The organism is Cupriavidus sp. CP313, from assembly GCF_054072015.1.
The window spans coordinates 50,985-68,393 of sequence record NZ_JBSVZB010000028.1 but is presented as its reverse complement, the minus strand read 5'-3'; the positions used below and the strand labels follow the sequence as shown (position 1 = coordinate 68,393).

General features: G+C 63.6%; 19 protein-coding genes and 1 pseudogene. 8 read left to right on the top strand and 12 right to left on the bottom strand.

Annotated features, from left to right (window positions below):
* Positions 1-9: 9 nt before the first annotated feature.
* The 4 genes from aliA to badH form a co-directional block, all read right to left on the bottom strand.
* Entirely contained in the window at positions 10-1,653 is a 1,644-nt protein-coding gene (aliA, locus tag ACW4E8_RS30415) for a cyclohexanecarboxylate-CoA ligase (RefSeq protein ID WP_456807910.1), read from the bottom strand.
* 34 nt (positions 1,654-1,687) lie between these two features.
* On the bottom strand, positions 1,688-2,839 hold the full coding sequence (aliB, locus tag ACW4E8_RS30410; RefSeq protein ID WP_456807909.1) for a cyclohexanecarboxyl-CoA dehydrogenase: 1,152 nt from the start codon (positions 2,837-2,839) through the stop codon (positions 1,688-1,690).
* A 92-nt stretch (positions 2,840-2,931) separates the two neighbouring features.
* Positions 2,932-3,714, bottom strand: a complete 783-nt coding sequence (badI, locus tag ACW4E8_RS30405; protein ID WP_456807908.1) for a 2-ketocyclohexanecarboxyl-CoA hydrolase — start codon at positions 3,712-3,714, stop codon at positions 2,932-2,934.
* A gap of 27 nt (positions 3,715-3,741) precedes the next feature.
* Positions 3,742-4,509 (bottom strand): 2-hydroxycyclohexanecarboxyl-CoA dehydrogenase, encoded by a 768-nt coding sequence (gene badH / locus ACW4E8_RS30400; RefSeq protein ID WP_456807907.1) that lies wholly within the window; start codon positions 4,507-4,509, stop codon positions 3,742-3,744.
* Between the two features lie 131 nt (positions 4,510-4,640).
* Here badH and ACW4E8_RS30395 point away from each other — a divergent pair, with 131 nt between their 5' ends.
* From ACW4E8_RS30395 to ACW4E8_RS30385, 3 genes and pseudogenes are all read left to right on the top strand, one after another.
* The gene (locus tag ACW4E8_RS30395; protein WP_456807906.1) at positions 4,641-5,156 is read left to right on the top strand and encodes a MarR family winged helix-turn-helix transcriptional regulator; all 516 of its coding nucleotides are present in this window, start codon (positions 4,641-4,643) and stop codon (positions 5,154-5,156) included.
* 432 nt (positions 5,157-5,588) lie between these two features.
* Positions 5,589-5,978 carry a hypothetical protein gene (locus ACW4E8_RS30390; RefSeq protein WP_456807905.1) on the top strand — a complete coding sequence of 130 codons (390 nt, stop codon included), beginning with the start codon at positions 5,589-5,591 and terminating at the stop codon, positions 5,976-5,978.
* 14 nt (positions 5,979-5,992) lie between these two features.
* Positions 5,993-6,106: pseudogene (locus tag ACW4E8_RS30385) on the top strand (LysR family transcriptional regulator); the annotation flags it as partial.
* Positions 6,107-6,150: 44 nt separating this feature from the next.
* Here the strand turns inward: ACW4E8_RS30385 and ACW4E8_RS30380 are convergent.
* From ACW4E8_RS30380 to ACW4E8_RS30360, 5 genes are all read right to left on the bottom strand, one after another.
* A complete protein-coding gene (locus tag ACW4E8_RS30380; protein ID WP_456807904.1) occupies positions 6,151-7,413 on the bottom strand; it encodes a TOTE conflict system archaeo-eukaryotic primase domain-containing protein in 1,263 nt (420 codons plus the stop codon).
* Positions 7,406-7,978, bottom strand: coding sequence for a hypothetical protein (locus tag ACW4E8_RS30375; RefSeq protein WP_456807903.1), 573 nt, complete (start codon positions 7,976-7,978; stop codon positions 7,406-7,408). The genes ACW4E8_RS30380 and ACW4E8_RS30375 overlap by 8 nt, the downstream gene beginning before the upstream one ends.
* 106 nt (positions 7,979-8,084) lie before the next feature.
* The gene (locus ACW4E8_RS30370; RefSeq protein ID WP_456807902.1) at positions 8,085-9,260 is read right to left on the bottom strand and encodes a PDDEXK nuclease domain-containing protein; all 1,176 of its coding nucleotides are present in this window, start codon (positions 9,258-9,260) and stop codon (positions 8,085-8,087) included.
* Positions 9,257-9,541: a hypothetical protein gene (locus ACW4E8_RS30365; RefSeq protein ID WP_456807901.1), complete on the bottom strand. Its 285-nt coding sequence runs from the start codon at positions 9,539-9,541 to the stop codon at positions 9,257-9,259. The genes ACW4E8_RS30370 and ACW4E8_RS30365 overlap by 4 nt, the downstream gene beginning before the upstream one ends.
* Before the next feature lie 140 nt (positions 9,542-9,681).
* Complete coding sequence (locus ACW4E8_RS30360) at positions 9,682-10,956, bottom strand: tyrosine-type recombinase/integrase (protein WP_456807900.1); 1,275 nt, start codon at positions 10,954-10,956, stop codon at positions 9,682-9,684.
* 104 nt (positions 10,957-11,060) lie between these two features.
* Between ACW4E8_RS30360 and ACW4E8_RS30355 the strand changes: the two genes are divergently transcribed.
* The 5 genes from ACW4E8_RS30355 (at position 11,061) to ACW4E8_RS30335 (ending at position 16,141) form a co-directional block, all read left to right on the top strand.
* Positions 11,061-12,239: a DNA-binding protein gene (locus ACW4E8_RS30355; RefSeq protein ID WP_456807954.1), complete on the top strand. Its 1,179-nt coding sequence runs from the start codon at positions 11,061-11,063 to the stop codon at positions 12,237-12,239.
* 213 nt (positions 12,240-12,452) lie between these two features.
* Positions 12,453-13,718: an H-NS family nucleoid-associated regulatory protein gene (locus tag ACW4E8_RS30350; protein WP_456807899.1), complete on the top strand. Its 1,266-nt coding sequence runs from the start codon at positions 12,453-12,455 to the stop codon at positions 13,716-13,718.
* Positions 13,719-13,893: 175 nt separating this feature from the next.
* Positions 13,894-14,157: an H-NS histone family protein gene (locus ACW4E8_RS30345; protein WP_456807898.1), complete on the top strand. Its 264-nt coding sequence runs from the start codon at positions 13,894-13,896 to the stop codon at positions 14,155-14,157.
* Positions 14,158-14,234: 77 nt separating this feature from the next.
* On the top strand, positions 14,235-14,993 hold the full coding sequence (gene ybgF, locus ACW4E8_RS30340; protein ID WP_456807897.1) for a tol-pal system protein YbgF: 759 nt from the start codon (positions 14,235-14,237) through the stop codon (positions 14,991-14,993).
* A 422-nt stretch (positions 14,994-15,415) separates the two neighbouring features.
* The gene (locus ACW4E8_RS30335; protein WP_456807896.1) at positions 15,416-16,141 is read left to right on the top strand and encodes a hypothetical protein; all 726 of its coding nucleotides are present in this window, start codon (positions 15,416-15,418) and stop codon (positions 16,139-16,141) included.
* Positions 16,142-16,223: 82 nt separating this feature from the next.
* On the opposite strand, the gene ACW4E8_RS30330 is transcribed toward ACW4E8_RS30335, so the two are convergent.
* From ACW4E8_RS30330 to ACW4E8_RS30320, 3 genes are all read right to left on the bottom strand, one after another.
* Positions 16,224-16,535 (bottom strand): hypothetical protein, encoded by a 312-nt coding sequence (locus tag ACW4E8_RS30330; protein WP_456807895.1) that lies wholly within the window; start codon positions 16,533-16,535, stop codon positions 16,224-16,226.
* A 117-nt stretch (positions 16,536-16,652) separates the two neighbouring features.
* Positions 16,653-16,910, bottom strand: a complete 258-nt coding sequence (locus tag ACW4E8_RS30325; RefSeq protein WP_456807894.1) for a hypothetical protein — start codon at positions 16,908-16,910, stop codon at positions 16,653-16,655.
* A 275-nt stretch (positions 16,911-17,185) separates the two neighbouring features.
* Positions 17,186-17,329 (bottom strand): hypothetical protein, encoded by a 144-nt coding sequence (locus tag ACW4E8_RS30320; RefSeq protein ID WP_456807893.1) that lies wholly within the window; start codon positions 17,327-17,329, stop codon positions 17,186-17,188.
* Between the last annotated feature and the right edge of the window lie 80 nt (positions 17,330-17,409).

The window sequence follows — 17,409 nt, the reverse complement described above, 5'->3', positions numbered from 1 at the left end:
AGGGGCCTTTCAAAGGGTACCGTCTTGCAACATCTCGCGCAGCCGGAACTTCTGGATCTTCCCGGACGGCGTGGCGGGCATGGCTTCGCGCACGACTAGCCGTTCGGGGATGTACTGGATAGCGACCTTTTGGGCCTTGAGGAAATCGACCATCTCGGCGAATTCGAGGCCCTGGCCTCGCTTGGGCACGACCACCGCGCATGCGCGCTCACCCAGGCGCGTGTCCGCGTAGGCGACGATGGCCACCTGTGCCACCGCAGGGTGCTTGTAGAGCAAGGCTTCGATCTCGAACACGGGGATGTTCTCGCCGCCGCGGATAATGACGTCCTTGCTGCGTCCGCTGATGCGGATATAGCCGTTGGCATCCATGCTGGCTAGGTCACCGGTGTCGAACCATCCCTCGGGATCGGTGCCATTCCATTGCGGTCGTTTCAGGTAGCCGCCGAAGTTGGAGCAGGCGCGCACGACCAGCCGTCCCACTTGCCCCGCAGGCGCCGGCTCGCCGTCAGCTTCAATGATTTTTAGCTCCACACCAGGCAACGGGCAGCCGTCGGTGGTGAAGGCAAGCCGGTCATCGTCGTCGAGGTGGATCAGCGTGACGGCGCCGTTCTCTGTCATGCCCCAGGCCGACACGATCTTGCTGCCCAGTACCCGGCGCGCTTGCTCGACTAGCGTGCCGGGGATGGGGGCGCCGGCGCAAAGGAAGGACCGCAGGCTCGGCACGGCATTGCCGCTTTCCTCGACATTCTTCGTGAGGTCCGTCAGGAATGGCGTCGAGGCCATGGTGAAGGAGACACCCTCGGCACGAATGACGTCAATGGCCTTCTTCGGTTCCCAGATGTCCTGCAGGACCACACCGGCACGAAGCATGACCGGCATCATCAGGCCGTACATGAATCCGGTCTGGTGCGCCATCGGTGACGCCATCAGGATCACGTCGTCCTGACCCAGGTGCAGGCGCTGTGCATAGGCGACGATGTTGGCCATCAGGGTGTTGGCCGAGTGCATCACCCCCTTGGGCTCGCCGGTGGTGCCCGAGGTGTAGATCAGTTGCGTGATGTCGTCGGGACCTGGCCGATCGCGGGTCAGGATGGCGGTGGCGTCGGGATCGTTCTCCCATTCCGGCGTCGTGAGCAGGGCGTCGAAGGCATCGGGGCCCACGCCGTCGACGACGACAATGCGCTGCAGGGAGGGCAGGTCCGCTTGCAGCGTACGGGCCATGGTCTCGTGATCGAAGCCCCGGAACGACTGGGGCACGATCAGGATCTTGGCCTCGCTGTGCCTGAGCATGAACGACAGCTCGCGCTCGCGGAAGATATGCATGAGCGGATTGAGCACCGCCCCGATGCGTGAGCAGGCCAGGTACAGCAGGCTGAACTGCCACCAGTTTGGCAACTGCATTGCCACCACGTCGTTGCGCCCGACACCAAGGCGCGCCAGCCCCACGGCGATCCGGTCGGCCAGCACCGCCAGTTCGCGATAGGTGAAGCGCCGCACTTCGCCGGTTTCGAACCGCAGCGCCGTCAGGGCGAGCTTGTCCGGGCAGGTAGCCACGCAAGCGTCCAGGTCGTCGTTGATCGTGCGGTCATGCCAGTAGCCCCTGGCGATGCTCTCTGCGCGGCGCGTTGGCAGCAGCACGGCGTCGAATTCCATGGCGTCTCCTTTGTCGTTATGGGAAGCGTGCGAGTCAGACGGGTACTGCGTTGCGGCCGGCACGCGTGCGGGCGATAATGGTCTTCATGATCTGGGCGGTGCCGTCACCGATCTGGAAGCCCAGCACATCGCGCAGGCGCTGTTCCATCGGTCCACGGTCATAGCCACCGTGCCCATGCATGAGCAGGCATTGGTGCACGACGTCGTACGCCAGCTTTGGCGCCCACCACTTGCACATGGCGGCCTCGGCGCTGTGCGGAGCGCCGTTGTCTTTCAGCCAGAGGGCCTGCAGGCACAGCAGGCGCGCTGCCTCGACCTGGGTATCGAAATCGGCCAGCGGGTGCGACACCCCTTGGAACGCAGACAGCGGCTTGCCGAACGCCTGACGCTCGGCGACATAGGCCCAGGTCTCTTCGAGCGCCACCCGAGCGACGGCCAGGACCTGCAGCCCGATCAGCGCGCGCGAGAAGTCAAAACCCTGCATCACCTGGACAAAGCCCTTGTTCTCGTCGCCGAGCCTGTGATCCACCGGGACACGCACGTTCTCAAAGAAGATCGAGCCGCGGCCGATCGCGCGCTGTCCGTGACAGTCGAAACGATTGGTAGTGATCCCGGGGAGGTTCATCGGGACGAGCAGCGCCGTGACGCCGTGCGCCGCCGATTCGGGCGTGCCGGTGCGGCCGAAGACCACTGCGGCGTCTGCCTGGTCGGCCGCCGAGATCGAGGTCTTCTCGCCATTGATCACGTACTCGTCGCCGACCCGCTCGACGCGCAGGCGCAGGTTGGCGGCATCCGAGCCGCCGCGCGGCTCGGTCAGCGCGATCGCGAGCAGTGCTTCGCCGCGGGTGAGGCGTGCCAGCCAGGGGCCCACCACTTCGGGCTTGCCATGGTGCCAGAGGATCTGGCCGTTCAGGGAGGCCAGCAGGTTGATATAGGACAGGCTCAGGTCGGCCCGTGCCACCTCCTCGTGGATCACGCCCGCGGCAAGGCAACCCAGGCCCTGGCCGCCATACTGCTCCGGCAGCTCGGGGGCGATGAAGCCCATCTCGCCCATTTCGCGCATCAGGGTGCGATCGAGCACGCGGGTCTGGTCGCGCTCCTGATAGCCTGGCGCGATGCGATCGGTGGCGAAGCGCCGGGCGTGATCGCCGAGCGTCACGAGGTCGTCATTGAGATAGGGGTTCATTTGCTTGTCTCCTGGATGAGCGAGCCCGAGGGCGCACGTTCGCTGCGTGGCCCCCTGGCATAAGGGGAGGTGGGATCGACCGGTGTCCGCTGTTACTTCGCGTACTTCCGGAACTCGGGCTTGCGCTTTTCCTTGAGCGCCGCCACGCCTTCGCGGGACTCTTCGGTGTCGTAGTACAGCTTCAGCGCGTACATGCCCATGCCCGCAATGCCGCTCTGGTGTGCCGTGTCCATGTTGAAGCTACGCTTGGCGATGGCGAGGGCGGTCGGGCTGCGTTCGCAAAGCTCTTCACCCCACTTCTGCACTTCGGCGTCGAGCTGGTCGTGCGGCACGCACGCGTTGGCCAGCCCCATTGCCACGGCTTCCTGACCCGAATAGCGGCGGCACATGTACCAGATCTCACGGGCCTTCTTTTCGCCGACGACGCGTGCCAGGAACGCGGTGCCATAGCCGGGATCCACCGATCCCATCTTCGGGCCGACCTGGCCGAAGATGGCCTTTTCCGAGCAGATAGTCAGGTCGCAGATCGTGCACAGCACATTGCCACCGCCGATGGCATAACCCTGTACGCGCGCGATGACGGGCTTGGGCACGTTGCGGATAGCGTCGTGCAGTTCTTCCATCGGCAAGCCGATGGTGCCGCGGCCATCGTAGTTGCCGTCGTGCGCCGACTGGTCGCCGCCGGTGCAGAAGGCGCGGTCGCCGGCGCCGGCCAGCACGATGGCACCAACGCTTTTATCGTAGCCAGCCTTGTTCAGGGCCTTGATCAGTTCGTCGCAAGTCTGGCCGCGAAACGAGTTCATCTTGTCCGGCCGGTTGATGGTAATCCAGGCCACGCCGTTGCGGTTCTCGTACAGAATGTCTTCGAAATTCATTGCATGCTCCTTTGGTGTTTGGTGGTGTCAACCGTTCATCGTCAGGCCGCCTGAAACGCTCAGGACCTGGCCAGTCACATAGGCGGCGTCGTCGCTGGCGAAGAACAGCACGGCGCCAGGCAGGTCGTCCGGCTGGCCGATGCGGCCCAGCGGGATGGAACGCGTGAAGGCCTCCATCAGTTTTTCCGGGTTGCCGGCGCCTTCCTTGTATTCAGCGAACAGCGAGGTGTCGGTCGGGCCGGGGCAGACCACATTCACGGTGATGCCGTGCCGCGCGTGCTCGCGCGCGATGGTCTTGGAGAAGGACACCAGCCCGCCCTTGCACGCTGCATAAACTGCCTCGCCCGAGGAGCCGACCCGCGCCGCGTCGGACGCGATATTGACGATGCGCCCCGCCTTGCGCGCCGCCATGCCGGGCAGTACTGCGTGGTGCATGTGCAGCGCGCCGGTCAGGTTGATGGCAATGAGCTTGTCCCACTGCGCCGGCTCCGTCTTGGTGAAGGGCTTGAAGACATCCCAGCCCGCGTTGTTGACCAGCACGTCGATCGGACCCAGCTTGGACTCGGTCGCCGAGACGGCGGCCTCCACGCTGGCGCGGTCCGTAATGTCGCAAGGGATGGCCTCGGCGACCCCGCCGTCGGCCCGGATGGAGGCGGCCACCTTTTCAGCCGCATCGAGGTTCAGGTCAAATACCGCGACGCGCGCGCCTTCCCGGCCGAAGCGGCGGCACGTTGCCCCGCCGATACCGCCGCCGCCGCCAGTGACCACTACTGTCTTGCCTTCGAATCGTTGCATGATGCCTCCAGTTGTTTGTCATGGCTCTGCGTGTCAATGTGCACTTCAGCGCTCACAACATAAGTAAACATGTTGACCTATACTAGGTGCAAGCGTTGCCGTTGGCAAGCCAAAATTTATGAGGTCTGGCTATGAAATACCCTGAGAATACCGATTCACCGAAGATAGAGCTTGCCAACAGGCTGTTCTTCCGACTCTATCAATGCGCAAACATGTTGCACAAAACGGGGAGCCGAGCCGTGGAAGAGGAAGGGCTAACCACGCAGCAGTGGGCGGTTCTGGGCGCCCTGTCGCGAAGGCAGGCACAGGGCGGCATGAGCATCGGTGATCTCGCTCGATACCTGATGGTGACCCGACAGAATTTGTCCGGGCTGATCAGCCGGATGGAGCGCGATGGGCATGTCTCCATTGCGCCAGACGCGCAAGACCGCCGCTCGCGAATCGTGACCATGACCGAGCGGGGCCGTCACGTGTGGCTGGTCCTTGCGCAACCCAAGATCCGTATGTATTACCAACAACTCTTGGCAGACTTCTCAACCGACGATGTGACGCATGCGCTGCATTACTTGCTCAAGATTCTGGATAACATGCGAAAGCTTGACGCCGAGTGGGTCGGCGCGGAAGACGATGACACTGAAGTTGCATAGTGGGAGCCAGCGGGCTTCGCGCTCCTGTCTGATCCCTGCGGAGAACGTTTCCGTTGTCGGGATCGGATGGGGTTGCTGTCCACCTGTCGAAACTGGGAGTTGCCCCAGGCGTTTTCGGACGCGGCTGTGCGCTTCCTGCTGCGCGGCTGACAGTGGACGCGAGCGCGGATTTCGCGGACGGGCTGGCCCAGAACCGTTGGAAGTGTCGTGTGCCGACTGACACTGGCCGCGAGCCTGCCTCGACAAAACTGCGCGCCATTCCGACACGGCTCGATATCCCTTCGCGCTTCGATCCGACTACTTGTCGCTGCTCACGGACAAAACCCCAGGAACGACATTACACGCCCAGCGAGGCACGAATATGAGCTACCTAGGACTGGAAAACATGCTGCGACGGGTCATCACCGGCGACAACGGTGATGGCGCAAATCGGTGATCATCGTCGACGGCCCGCCGTCCGGTGCCACAGTGGAGGCCGGACTCGGTGGCCTGATGGAGATCTGGGCCGAGGGCCTTGGCGATACGCTCGGTCCGGGCCTGATGGAAGACAAGGGGCCGGCGTCGGCGGTGCTTGCAGCGGACGACGGGCAGATCAAGGTTCGCCGGTTCGCCATCGAACCGATGCCGGGCGGCGTTCCCACTGAAACGCTGAGGGCGCTGGCGCGCGCGGGCTTCGCCCGGATCGGCGCGGATCACCACATGATTGACCAGAGCCGCCACCCAAGCATGCATGAGACCGACACCGTGGATGCTATCTGTCTGCTCAACGGAGATGGAACTCGTGCCTGCGGCTTGAGAAAGATAGCGCGGTGCACCTGGTGAAGGTGGCTGGCCCGATGCGCGCCAATAACGGCGATTTGCTGCGTTGCGTGGCACTCGACGGACTGGGCATCATCATTCAACCGGACTTTATCGTGGGCGACGATATCCGGGCCGGGCGGTTGGTGCCTGTGCTGCCCGACTACAGCGTCACGCCTATCGGTATCCACGTGCTCTATCCCCACCGGCGTATCTGTCCGCCAAGGTCCGCGCCTTCGCTGAGCACTTGGCCGTGTACTTTGGCGAGGAATGGGCGCATGGCTCCGGCTGGGCATCTCGACCTTGCGGGGTCGGGTGTGCATGACAGCAGCGATGCTGGTGCTCGAACCGGTCTTCGAAGCGGATCTTCCATTCGAGCAGTACGCCTACCGGCCGGGCCGCAATGCCAGCAGGCGGTCAGGCGGTTGGCCAGCGGCTGCGGCAGTTGCGCCGTCTCAAAATAGACTAGGTTGGCCAGCGTCACGGTCAGTGACTCCGGCATCTTGCTTCCAAGCTTCCTTGCCGCCGAAGCGTTTTGCTTCCATGGCGTGGCCAAGTCCTCATCGCCGATGAAGGTGACATCCAGCGGATGGACGCTACCCGTGGCACGAAAGATGGTTGGCTCGATGTCGCGCGGTACCATCGGCCGGATTGATGCCAGGAACGCCCACTGGTCGGGATAGGGATGAAAATCGGCATCGACGAACACGCTACAGCCGTGCTCACGCGGTCGCTTCTGCAGTGGCAGCGCGATCAGATTGCCGAAGCCACCCTTTGGCATCGTGTCCTGGTTGGGAAACAGACGGTCATAGGAGGCGAGCTTGAGTTGCCGGGTACGCGAGCAGGTGTGGCTGATGATGGCCGTGCCCAGGCGGCGCGCATCGCGCGCCGACACCTTGCCCGCGAAGAAGACCCAGGCATGCGCGCCCTGGCCGGAACGGGAAATCTCCAGCGCGACCGGCACACCGAGTTCCCCGCAGGACTGCACGAAGGCACGGGCATCGTCCCGCCACTCGGCCTCGTCGAAATCGACGGCAAGGAAATAGCAGGTGTCGTCTTCCAGCAGCGGATAGATGCCCACCGTGTGCTCACCGGCCAAATGGTCGTAGATGACCTGATCAGAGAGCGGGATCAGCAAGCGGTTGCCGCAGTCGCCGCACTTGATGCGCGGCTTCTCGCAAAGGCCGGCGCGCCATTCGTTGGCGCAAGCCGGCGCGTAGCCAGCCTTGCCCGTGGACTTGCTCTCCCAGCGGATTGGGTAGGCATCCGTGCGCCCGCGAAACAACCGGCGGAACAGCGCCACCTTGTCGACCGTGGAAAAGTGCGACCGCTCCGCTTCCTGAACACCAGGCGCGGCCTCCTTCGGCGGCAAGCGCCACGCGATGCCATGCGATTCCAGTAACGCGATCAGGCGGGCGTTCTCGGCTTGCAGCGCGGCGAACGCATCACGATCAGCCATCGACGTCATACTCGGCCAGCAATGCATCCATGTCATCGCCCACCCCGTAGCCGAAATGGTCACTGGTGCGGCGCACTTGGGCAAGACGTGCCCAGAGTGCCGGCCGCTGAGTATCGGGCAAGGTAGCGATCATTTGCAGCGACTGCTCGAACATGCGCACCAAGGCGTCAAAATAGCCATCGTCCTGGTAGCCAAGGTCAACGCTGAAGCCAGACGCCCGTTCGCAATAGAACACCATCAGTTCGGCCATCCCTTGCGGCTGGCCATTGGCCTTCTTGTACTCCGAGATCGCCTTCTTCGCCTTGGCTACCGAGGTGTCCTGGTTCTTGAACAGATCTGGCCACAGCCAGCGGTCGATGGTCACTTTGTATGGCTTGAGCACATCTTGGCCCAGCGTAAACCGGGCGTGCAAGAAGGCCTGGTTGTCCTTACTCGCCACGTACAGGGTGGCCTGTACCAGCCCGATCAGGCCGGCACGGTCGAAGTCGGCCAGCTTGGCTTTGACATCGCTCCAGGAGGGCGAGGATTTGCGCGCGGCCTTTGGCTTTACGTCCGGCATCGACATGGCCCCCGCTATGGAAGAATCGCTCCAGCGTCGCTGGTGGCCGCGCGGACGTACACCGGTTCGCTTCGGCGCGGCACGTCCGACAATGCAGTTTCAGGCCGCGCATTCATTCGGCGCTCCCTGCGTCGTTTAGCCGGCCAAGGCGTGCCTCCAGCTCGCGCCTTGTCCTGGCCAGTTCCGCGGCCAGCAGATTCTCGTTAGGCAACACGGTCTGGTATTCGGCGGCCAGCACCTTGTTCGACAGGCCCTCCAGCGCGTAGTGCGCCTCGTTGCTACCCTTGCTCGCACACAGGATCAACCCCACGGGCGGGTTTTCGCCCGGCTTCATCCAGTGCTCGCGGGCGTAGTTCAGGTACATGTGCATCTGGCCGGCATCAGCATGGCTGAATTTGCCGATCTTGAGGTCGATGACCAGCAGGCATTTGAGCTGGCGGTGGAAGAACAGCAAATCGACGCGAAACCAGCTGTCGTCGATGCGTAGACGGCGCTGACGCCCGACAAAGGCGAAGTCGTCGCCCAGTTCCAAGAGGAAGTCGGCTAAGTGCTGGATTAGCGCCTCTTCGAGGTCCGACTCGGAATATTCGTCCTTCAGATTGAGGAACTCCAGCACGAACGGGTCCTTCAAGGCCTGCTCAGGTGTGATGACATCGGCGCTTTCGGCTGCTTCGCCTTTCTGCAACATGGCGGCCTTGTTGCGTGACAGGGCAATGCGTTCGTAGAACTGGCTATTAATCTGCCGGTCGAGTTGCCGTACCGACCAGCCGCAGCGCAGGGCTTCGGTTTCGTAGAATCCGCGCGCCATCTCATTGCGAACCGAGAGCAGTCGGACGTACGCCGACCAGGGCAGCGGGAAGGCTTTGGATAGCTCCGACAGGTCGACGGCATTCCGGGACAAGGCGTTGGAAATCTCACCAGTGGAAATGGCAGACGATGTCTGCGAAATCCGGGCGGTGGGCAATTTCGCAGACGGTGTCTGCGAAATGTGGTCGATGGGCCAAGCCTGGTAGAACAGGCGCATCTGCTCCAGGTTGCGCTCCGAGAAGCCACGCCCGAACCTCCTCGAGAGATCAGCCGAGAGCCGCTTGAGCAAGGCTTGCCCATAGCCAGCGCGGCCCTGCCCACCTTGCTCAAACTCGACGATGCGGCGGCCGATTTCCCAGTAGGTGGCAGTCATCAGCACGTTGACACTGCGGGCGGCGGCACGATGGGCGCCTTCCAGCAAGGAGACGATGTCGCCGTGCATGCTGCCATAGTCGGCACTGCCCGGAACAAGTTCGCTCATGCCGGCACCTCATTCACCAGTTCATCGTCCTCGCTAAAGAGGCGCACCTTCTCGGCCACGTGGCCGAGAATCGAAGCAATCTGGTTCTTCGGGCTGGCATCCTCGAGGCCGGCCTTGGCGTTCGGGCTCTGCAGCTCGCCGGCTTCGCGCGTGGATGTTCCTTGTTTGCTGATGGGGGACAGTGCTGCCGTCCACCCGTCCTCGACCAGTTCCCGCGTGCCGCATTCGAGGCAGCTGTCCGCTGCGGTTATCACCCTTTCGCGCGTAGCCACCTTTGCCATCGTCCTCGTAGAATATAAGTAGATCGCGTTCGATTGTATCAATGTGGGACACCTGTGGCCGGCATTTGCTGCCCAACGAAGATTGTCCGCTTTGCCTGCCGATAGGACAGGGAGACCAGCTCTCCATTGAATCAGCAACCTTACTTGCTGAAGGTGTCCCAGCCGATGCGATGCCGCTCCTGTGTGGCCTGATGCCGCGCATCCTCCTCGCTGTGCAGGTAAGTGCTGGTGGTGGCAATCGAGGCATGGCCAAAGTTGTCCCGCACAAAACGCAGGTCGACCTGCTGGTCGGTCATGTGCGAGCCGGCGGTGTGACGCAGCCAGTGCGCCGAGGCGCTGGCCAGGACATCGGCCTGCGCTTCCCATGCGGGCCCGCGCGCGCGCAGGCGCTCGGCCGCCAGGCCGAACACCTCTTTCAGAATCAGGTGCAGCGCCCCGCGCGACAGGGCCTTGTCGCGCCCCTGATCACGGCCGATGACCGGCAGCACCAGCGGGCGCGTTTCCCCGGGCTGCGGGCTAGGCGGCAGTCCGTGGGCGCGGCGGTAGCGCGCCAGTTCGGCGATCAGCTCATCGGAGGCCGGCACCAGCCGGGTCTTGTTACCCTTGCCGGTCACCTCGAGCCACCAGCGCTCGGTGCCCTGGGCATCGCGCCGGCAGAAGAACGCCCCCATGGGAGTGCCTGTCACCTCGGCGGCCCGCAGCCCGCCCAGGTAGAGCACCGTCAGCACCCAGCGGCAGCGCGCCGCATGCAGCCGCTCGCGCTCGGTGCCTACCGGCATCGCCTCGACGGTTTCCTTGACGGTCGCCCACAGCTCGTGACTGAGGTAACGCGTGATCCGTGGCCGGCTGGGGGCGCGCCGGCGCCTGGCCAGCGCGAGCGGGTTGCCGGCCAGGTAGCCGGCCTCGGTCAACCAGGCAAACAGCGCATTCAGGATGACCAGGGCGTGGCGCACGCTGGCGGGCGACAGCGGCCCGGCAAACGGGCGCCAATCGGGGTGGTTGCGTGCGAGCTTCTTGCTGCCGGTCAAGACCCAGCGCGCGGCCGGCTGCGGGTCGGCCAGGAAGCGTTCATAAACGAGCAGGTCTTCGTGAGTCAGTGAAGACAGTGGCTTGCCCAGTTGCAGCACGGCCCACAGGATCAGCCGCTCCACCTCGCGGCGGTAGGCGGAGAGCGTCGTTGCGCTGTCGGCATAGCGCGCGAGCCAGGCGGTGACGGCGGGCAGGTCGTCGGTCGCAGCAATGCGTGTGGCCGTGGCCGGTGCGCGGTTGCTGCCGTCGCGCCCGGACAGCGCCGGCGGCAGGCGCAGCTGCTCCAGCGGCGTGGGCAATGCGGCGAGGAGGCCGGAAGCAGGCGGGGAGGGCGGATGGGCGGGCGATTCCAAGGTCGGGTCAGCGTGGGAGGCGGTTCGAGCCATTATTATAGACATAAGCGCAGTTATGTCTAAAGTATGATAACAAACGTTAACTATTAAACGTAATACGTAGTATTATATATGGTCACATGACTCACTTTTTCCCGATGCCGGTGGCCGACCTCGACTTGACCGATGCCACGCTGCAGGCCGACCTGGCCGAACTGCGCGGGCGCTTTCCCGAAACCCGCGCGCTGTACCGCGAGGTCTGCGGCCTGCTGTTCTTCCGCTACGGCGTCACACCCACGGCCAACAAGCTCTACAGCCTGGTCCGCAAGGGCAGCATGGGCACGCCCGCCGAGGTGCTGCAGCAGTTCTGGCAGGAGCTGCGCGGCCGTACGCGCGTGACCATCGACCATCCGGACCTGCCGGACCCCCTCAAGCAGATCGCTGCCGAGGCGGTCCAGACCATCTGGCAGTCGGCCAACGAAGCGGCCACCGCCGAACTGGCGACGCTGCGCGCGGAAGCCCGGCACGTCGCGAGCGAAGCGGAAGCCGAGCGCGACGCGGCGCGCGTGGAGACGGCCGCCGCGCGCGAGGATGCGGCGGCCATTGCCGCCCAGCTGGCGGAAGCGCGGCAGGCGCACGACACGGTGCAGGCAGGCCTGGCCACGGAGCGACAGGCGCACGCCGCCACGCAGGCCCGGCTCGAGGCGGGGCGGACGGAACTCGAAACGGGCCGGCGCCAGCTGGACGCCTTGCGAACCCAATTCTCGGCGGAGCTGGAGCGAGCGCGCGAGGCAGTGACGCTGGCGCAGGAACGCGCCGAAGCCAGCGAGCGGCGCAGCTTGCGCGAACTCGACCAGGAGCGCACCGCGCGCCAGAAGAGCGAGCGCACGGCCGAAGACCTGCGCGCCGAACTGGCGGCGGCACGCAGCGAAGCGCGCGATGCGGCCGTGGCGCAGGCGGAGGGCCGCGCCAAGCTCGAAGCGCAGGCCGCGGCGCTGGCCGATCGGCTCGCGGTAGCCGAGCAGGCGCAACGCAAGGCGGCGGGCGACCTGGAGGCCGTGCAGGCGGAACTCGCCGCGGCACTGCGCCGGGCCGAGCGCGGCGAAGCGGAAGCGGCGCTCGCGCGCCAGCTGCTGGCCACCTTGCGCGTCGCGCCGCGCGAACGCGACGGGGGGCGGCGGCGCAAGGTCGGAAGTTCGGCAGCCACTGCGCAGGAAGAGACTGCGCAGGAAGACCAGGGGGAAGTGCGGGGCAACGAGCAGGAGGCGGCGGCGCTGCCTGGCAATCAGGACGATGGCAACGACAGCAGTGACGGCAGCGATGACAGCAAAAACTGAGCGGGCGGACGCGATCCGCTCATCCAGTCTCTCTATTACACCGAGCCCGAGGACGTCGAATACGGCGAGGTCGGCAGAAAGGTCCCGAAGTCGTACGGCGTTGATTGGGCGCGAGAATTCGGAAGGAAGGCTTGGCGAGAAGCGAACGACACGCGAGAGACAAGGTCTCACCGTCCATGGGATAAGGAAGCGTCTGCACCTGCAGTGACTTCAATGAAGGAGAACAAATTGGCCCCCGAGCAAGTGGTTGAACCCGTTGTCGCGAGCAATGCGACGGACGGACTTGGTCAGATGGAGCTTCCCATCGCTGAGGCGATGCGCGACGCGGATCCCGTCATTGGTGAAGCCAGTGATGCATGCGTCGGTGGTGGCAGCGTTGACACTCAGGTCCGACGCTTGGACTTCTGGGCGACAAGCCGGGATAGTGGCCCGACGGCGACCGTGTCATATCGGCGCCGGCGGCCTTACGCAGCCCCGGACGCTGCAACGGAAGACGTGGCAGCGGAAGAATCGATGGAAGCCGCCGCCTCGGAAGCGTTGACTGAATCTGACGCGCCGGAAGCGCCCATTGAAGTCATGCCCTCGGAAGCGACCACTGAAGCCGTGGCCGAAGCTCCGGTTGAAGTCCTGGCCACGGACGAACCGATGGAAGCTGCCGCCCAGGACGAACTGACCGAAACGGCCGCCCCGGTAGCACCGCTTTACGCCCCAGCCCCGGAAGCTGCGCCGGAAGAGACGCGGGCCCCGAAGCGCGGTCGGAAGCCGAAAGCGCTCACCGAAACTGCCGCTCCGGAAGCTGCGCCGGAAGAGAGGCGGAGCCCAAAGCGCGGTCGGAAGCCGAAAGCGCTCACCGAAACTGCCGCTCCGGAAGCTGCGCCGGAAGAGACGCGGACCCCGAAGCGCGGTCGGAAGCCGAAAGCGCTCACCGAAACTGCCACTCCGGAAGCTGCGCCGGAAGAGAGGCGGACCCCAAAGCGCGGTCGGAAGCCGAAAATCCTAGCTGAAGTTGCCGCTCCGGAAGTCACGACTCAAGAGACCCCAACCCGGAAGCGCGGGCCGAAGCAGATAACACTGCCTGGAGTGGAGGCTGCCCCGGAAGCGCCGACTCAGAAGACGCAAACCCGGAAGCCGCGACAGGAGCAAAAAGCGCCTACCGCAACCCAAAGCCCGTCCCAATCCTCACTGCTCGCTCAACTGGCATCTGTCAATGCGCAACTTGAGCAGTTGCGAGCCACGGAAGTGCCAAAGGTCGTGGAGGAGATTCGGCAGTTGATGCAGGAGTACGACCTCAGCATTGAGGACATTGCGGGCAAGCCCAGTGTTGAGCCCGCTGCCCGCGCTGTTCCGACGAAGACGAAGGCCACGCCGCCTCCGAGGTACCGCAACCCCAAGACGGGCCAGACCTGGTCGGGGCGCGGTCGGGCACCCGCGTGGATTGGCAAGAAGCCCGAGCGTTTCCTAATCGATCTCTTGTACTGAACGACAGGTTGGCGGGCGCGGCCGGTCCGCCCCTATTCTGACTAGCAAACTCGGCAGGCCGGAAGTTCGGCGGCCACTGCGTAGGAAGCCCAAGGGGAAGAGCCGGGCAACGAGCCGGGGGCGGCGGCGCTGCCTAACAATCAGGACGAAGGCAACGACAGCCGTGACGGCAGCGATGACAGCAAAAACTGAGCGGGCGGACGCGATCCGCTGGATCCAGGCGCAGATGGACGACTACGGGCTCACCCTGGAGGACCTCGACGCGGCGGGTTGCTTCGAACCGCCGCCGTCCCCACCGCCACCGGCCGCACCGCCGCCGCCGGTGGTCTGCTACCGCAACGCGGAAGGGCTGACCTGGGACGGGCAGGGCGAGATGCCGTCGTGGCTCAAGCGGGCGGTCAATGCGGGGCAGAGCGTCGAGTTTTTCCGGGTCGGATAGGCCCGCCGATGCATTCGGCCCTCAGACCAACGGCGATCTGACGAGGGTTTACCGACACAACCAACGACGACCCATCCATGAAAGTACACGTTTCCACCCTGTTGTGGCTCGCCGCCATGGCTAGCGGCGGTATGCTGCCACCCACGCAGGCACACGCCGGAGTGTTCGACGATGAGCAGGCGCGCAAGACGGTCATCAACCTGCGCGACCAGTTCAACAGCTTCCAGGCGACTGCGACCCAGCGCATCGAGCAGAACAGCCGCACCACGCTCGACCTGCAGAACCAGCTCGAAGGCCTACGCCAGGAACTGGCGCGGCTACGCGGCCAGAACGAAGTGCTGCAGAACACGGTGGCGACGCTGCAGAAGCAGCAGAAGGACTATTACGCCGACCTGGATGCGCGCCTGAAGAAGTTCGAGCCGCAGCACGCTTCGGTCGAAGACCACCAAGGCACGTCGCAGCCGGGCGAGAAGCCCGAATACGACGCCGCGCTCAAGCATTTCCAGACGGGCGATTTCAAGAGCGCCGGGAATTCGTTCTCATCGTTTATCAAGAAATATCCGCAGAGCCCCTACCTGCCGCTGGCGCAGTTCTGGCTCGGCAACTCGCTCTACGCGCAGCGCGACTACAAGGGGTCCACCTGGGTGCTGCAGAAAATGATCCATGCCAACCCGACGCATCCCAAGGTGCCGGACGCCATGATCGCGGTGGCCAATAATCAGCTCGAGTCCGACCAGAAGGATGCCGCGCGCAAAACGCTGGAACAGGTGGTGGCCAAGTATCCAGGTACCGAAGGCGCGCGTGCGGCGAACAACCGGTTGAAGACGCTGAAGTAGGGGTCATCGTACTTTCCGTGCATTTTCTGGCGGTATGCACAGAAAAATGCTTATCTATCAAGAGATTACAAATACTCCGGCGGCGCGTGATTTATTGCGCCGGAAAGCCTTGCTACAGGCGGGTCTGCGGTCCGCTACCGCCATTATTTTCACGGAAAGTACGATGACCCCCTGTACGACCCGACGAAGCCCCCCATCATTTCGATGGGGGGCTTTCCTTTTTATGGGGTGTAGCCGTCAACGCACGACAGCAATCATTCTTATGGCCGAGAACCTTGGTGTCTTGGCGCACAAATCGCCGTTGTTGTTCCGTCTAGCATGGGACCCGACTCGGTCTTGGAAACCACATTGCGGAATGTCGCAAAGCCGACGGGGGACGGATCATGGTGCGAAAGCAAGCGAAAAACGGCGAGGAAACTCAGGTGGATCTCTCCGATATGGGGAACTGGGCCGAAAAGTTTGAGAATGATTTCTTTGCGCAGGTGGTGATTCTGCAAAAGTCACAGGCATCTCTTCTTGAGATGAAACGGTATGACCCTCGATTCGAGAAGTGGAAGTTTTTCATGACGACTACCGACTTGCGGAGGATTGGTGGGGACATCATCGTAACGACGTTCACCTATCGTCACGAGGATGGCTTCATGCGCCGCGACTACGTCGGTGAGGACTCAACGGGGAAGATGGTGGAAGGGATCGAGGATCGGCTGTCAAAGATAGCCGCCGATGCAAAAGACATGTACAACGACCACGCGGCGTTGTTGGCTGAAATGATCTCCGCTTACGACGTTGTGCACACCCTGTGGGTCGGTCTTGACGAGTTAAGAGGGCAAGGGGTCGGGCGACCTGCCCCCATTTTCCGGGAGCAGCTTGAAATCGTCTCGCAGAAGCAGGGTGAACTCAAATCCATCGAGATCAAAGAGACGGGTGACCCTGCTGCGGACCTCCTGAAGGGCTACGAGATCCTTAGCGCCATGGCCGGGATCAGGACAGTGCTCATAGAGTCAAACGCCCTGGCTCAATCGATCCTTGACCGCGCTCCCCCAACCGAGGGGTCCGGCCTCAAAATCGTCCACAGCATTGCCAGCGCCGAACAGGGCGCCAGTCCAGGTGACGGTGGCGGAGCTATAGGGTTGCCGAGCCCGGCTTAGGAGTGCTTCATGCCGGCCGCCGCGGATCGGTCGCTAGGTCAGGCGGTAGCAGGGCCGCGAGTGCCGGCGTGGTCGAGCGCCCTTACTGGCCGTCGCGCGGCTTTGTTCCGAGCGTCCCGGTGTACGGGTTGATGTTGCCGCGGGTCGACCAATTGTCGTTGCGCGTGGCGTTGGGATTGGTTTGCATATGCGGCTGAACGTAAGTCCCATCGCTTCGCACGTGGCCGCTGACGCTATGGGTGCCTTGCGCCGAACCGAAACCGCCATTGGAGTTGCTGTACGCGGAGGGGAATCCGCTGTGGCTTTGGTGACCGCCTGAGGCATGGCCGCCCGCGCCCCGGGCATGCGTCACGGTGGAGAGGGCGAGCAGCGTTATGGCGACGAATGTTTTCAAGACCTGGCTCCCGAGATTGCCGTTTGTGGACCGATCAGGGTAACAGGCATGGCGCGCTGCAAAATCCCGCGAAAGCGGGGGGTGATTGCGAAGGCCTCAACGTCCCGTGTCCGCGGGTTAGTCGCGCTGCTTGCGGCGGCTGCCCGGCAATCTTGTGGTCGCCGTCCGCCAAGGCTTCTCGCCGCGTTCACCGCGGACCACGACTTTGCCGGCCTTGTCTTTCGTGATGAGGGTCTCTTTGATGACGTTCCGGTAGCCTGCCTCGGTCGTCTCAAAATCGAACGAGACGGTGTCGCCCTCGAAGGAGACCGCGCCAAACCAATGGGATGGACGCCCCCACTCGAACGGCATCGGTGTGCCAAAGTGGAGTTGCATGCCACCACTTCACGGAGGGAGCGTCCATCATGGGGTGATCGTGCTTTCGGTGCGGATCGACACGGTTTCAGCAAGAAATCCGTTCTGTATCAACGGCTTGCGCAAAGGGCTTTCGTGGAAAAGTTGTTGGCTGGCTGGGCTAAGTGCTTGATTTGATTGGTGCGAAGCGAGGAATCGGAAAGATTCTCCTCGTTGGCTTCCAGCATAAAGCCGAGCTGCCTCTCGTTGATTTGCGTATTTCGGGGCGCGTGATCAGCGATTTCGGGGGAACGTGATCACCTGTTTCGGCGGGAAGCTGATCGCTGGTTTTGGCGGAACGTGATCACTTCGGCGACGGCGCCGAAATCGGTGATCACGTTCCCGAAACGAGTGATCACGTTGCCGAAATCGGTGATCAAGCAGCCGAAACGGGCGATCACGCACCGTAGTGGGGCCGGGCAAGGGCTGGGGGTGGGACTGCGCATGGGCTAGAACGCCGGCGATACGCTGTTTCCTTTTT

Excerpts from the sequence above, each read along its gene's own strand:
- aliA (WP_456807910.1), bottom strand. The coding sequence starts at position 1,653 with ATGGAATTCGACGCCGTGCTGCTGCCAACGCGCCGCGCAGAGAGCATC.
- aliB (WP_456807909.1), bottom strand. The coding sequence starts at position 2,839 with ATGAACCCCTATCTCAATGACGACCTCGTGACGCTCGGCGATCACGCC.
- badI (WP_456807908.1), bottom strand. The coding sequence starts at position 3,714 with ATGAATTTCGAAGACATTCTGTACGAGAACCGCAACGGCGTGGCCTGG.
- badH (WP_456807907.1), bottom strand. The coding sequence starts at position 4,509 with ATGCAACGATTCGAAGGCAAGACAGTAGTGGTCACTGGCGGCGGCGGC.
- ACW4E8_RS30395 (WP_456807906.1), top strand. The coding sequence starts at position 4,641 with ATGAAATACCCTGAGAATACCGATTCACCGAAGATAGAGCTTGCCAAC.
- ACW4E8_RS30380 (WP_456807904.1), bottom strand. The coding sequence starts at position 7,413 with ATGGCTGATCGTGATGCGTTCGCCGCGCTGCAAGCCGAGAACGCCCGC.
- ACW4E8_RS30375 (WP_456807903.1), bottom strand. The coding sequence starts at position 7,978 with ATGTCGATGCCGGACGTAAAGCCAAAGGCCGCGCGCAAATCCTCGCCC.
- ACW4E8_RS30370 (WP_456807902.1), bottom strand. The coding sequence starts at position 9,260 with ATGAGCGAACTTGTTCCGGGCAGTGCCGACTATGGCAGCATGCACGGC.
- ACW4E8_RS30365 (WP_456807901.1), bottom strand. The coding sequence starts at position 9,541 with ATGGCAAAGGTGGCTACGCGCGAAAGGGTGATAACCGCAGCGGACAGC.
- ACW4E8_RS30360 (WP_456807900.1), bottom strand. The coding sequence starts at position 10,956 with ATGGCTCGAACCGCCTCCCACGCTGACCCGACCTTGGAATCGCCCGCC.
- ACW4E8_RS30355 (WP_456807954.1), top strand. The coding sequence starts at position 11,061 with ATGCCGGTGGCCGACCTCGACTTGACCGATGCCACGCTGCAGGCCGAC.
- ACW4E8_RS30350 (WP_456807899.1), top strand. The coding sequence starts at position 12,453 with ATGAAGGAGAACAAATTGGCCCCCGAGCAAGTGGTTGAACCCGTTGTC.
- ACW4E8_RS30345 (WP_456807898.1), top strand. The coding sequence starts at position 13,894 with ATGACAGCAAAAACTGAGCGGGCGGACGCGATCCGCTGGATCCAGGCG.
- ybgF (WP_456807897.1), top strand. The coding sequence starts at position 14,235 with ATGAAAGTACACGTTTCCACCCTGTTGTGGCTCGCCGCCATGGCTAGC.
- ACW4E8_RS30325 (WP_456807894.1), bottom strand. The coding sequence starts at position 16,910 with ATGCAACTCCACTTTGGCACACCGATGCCGTTCGAGTGGGGGCGTCCA.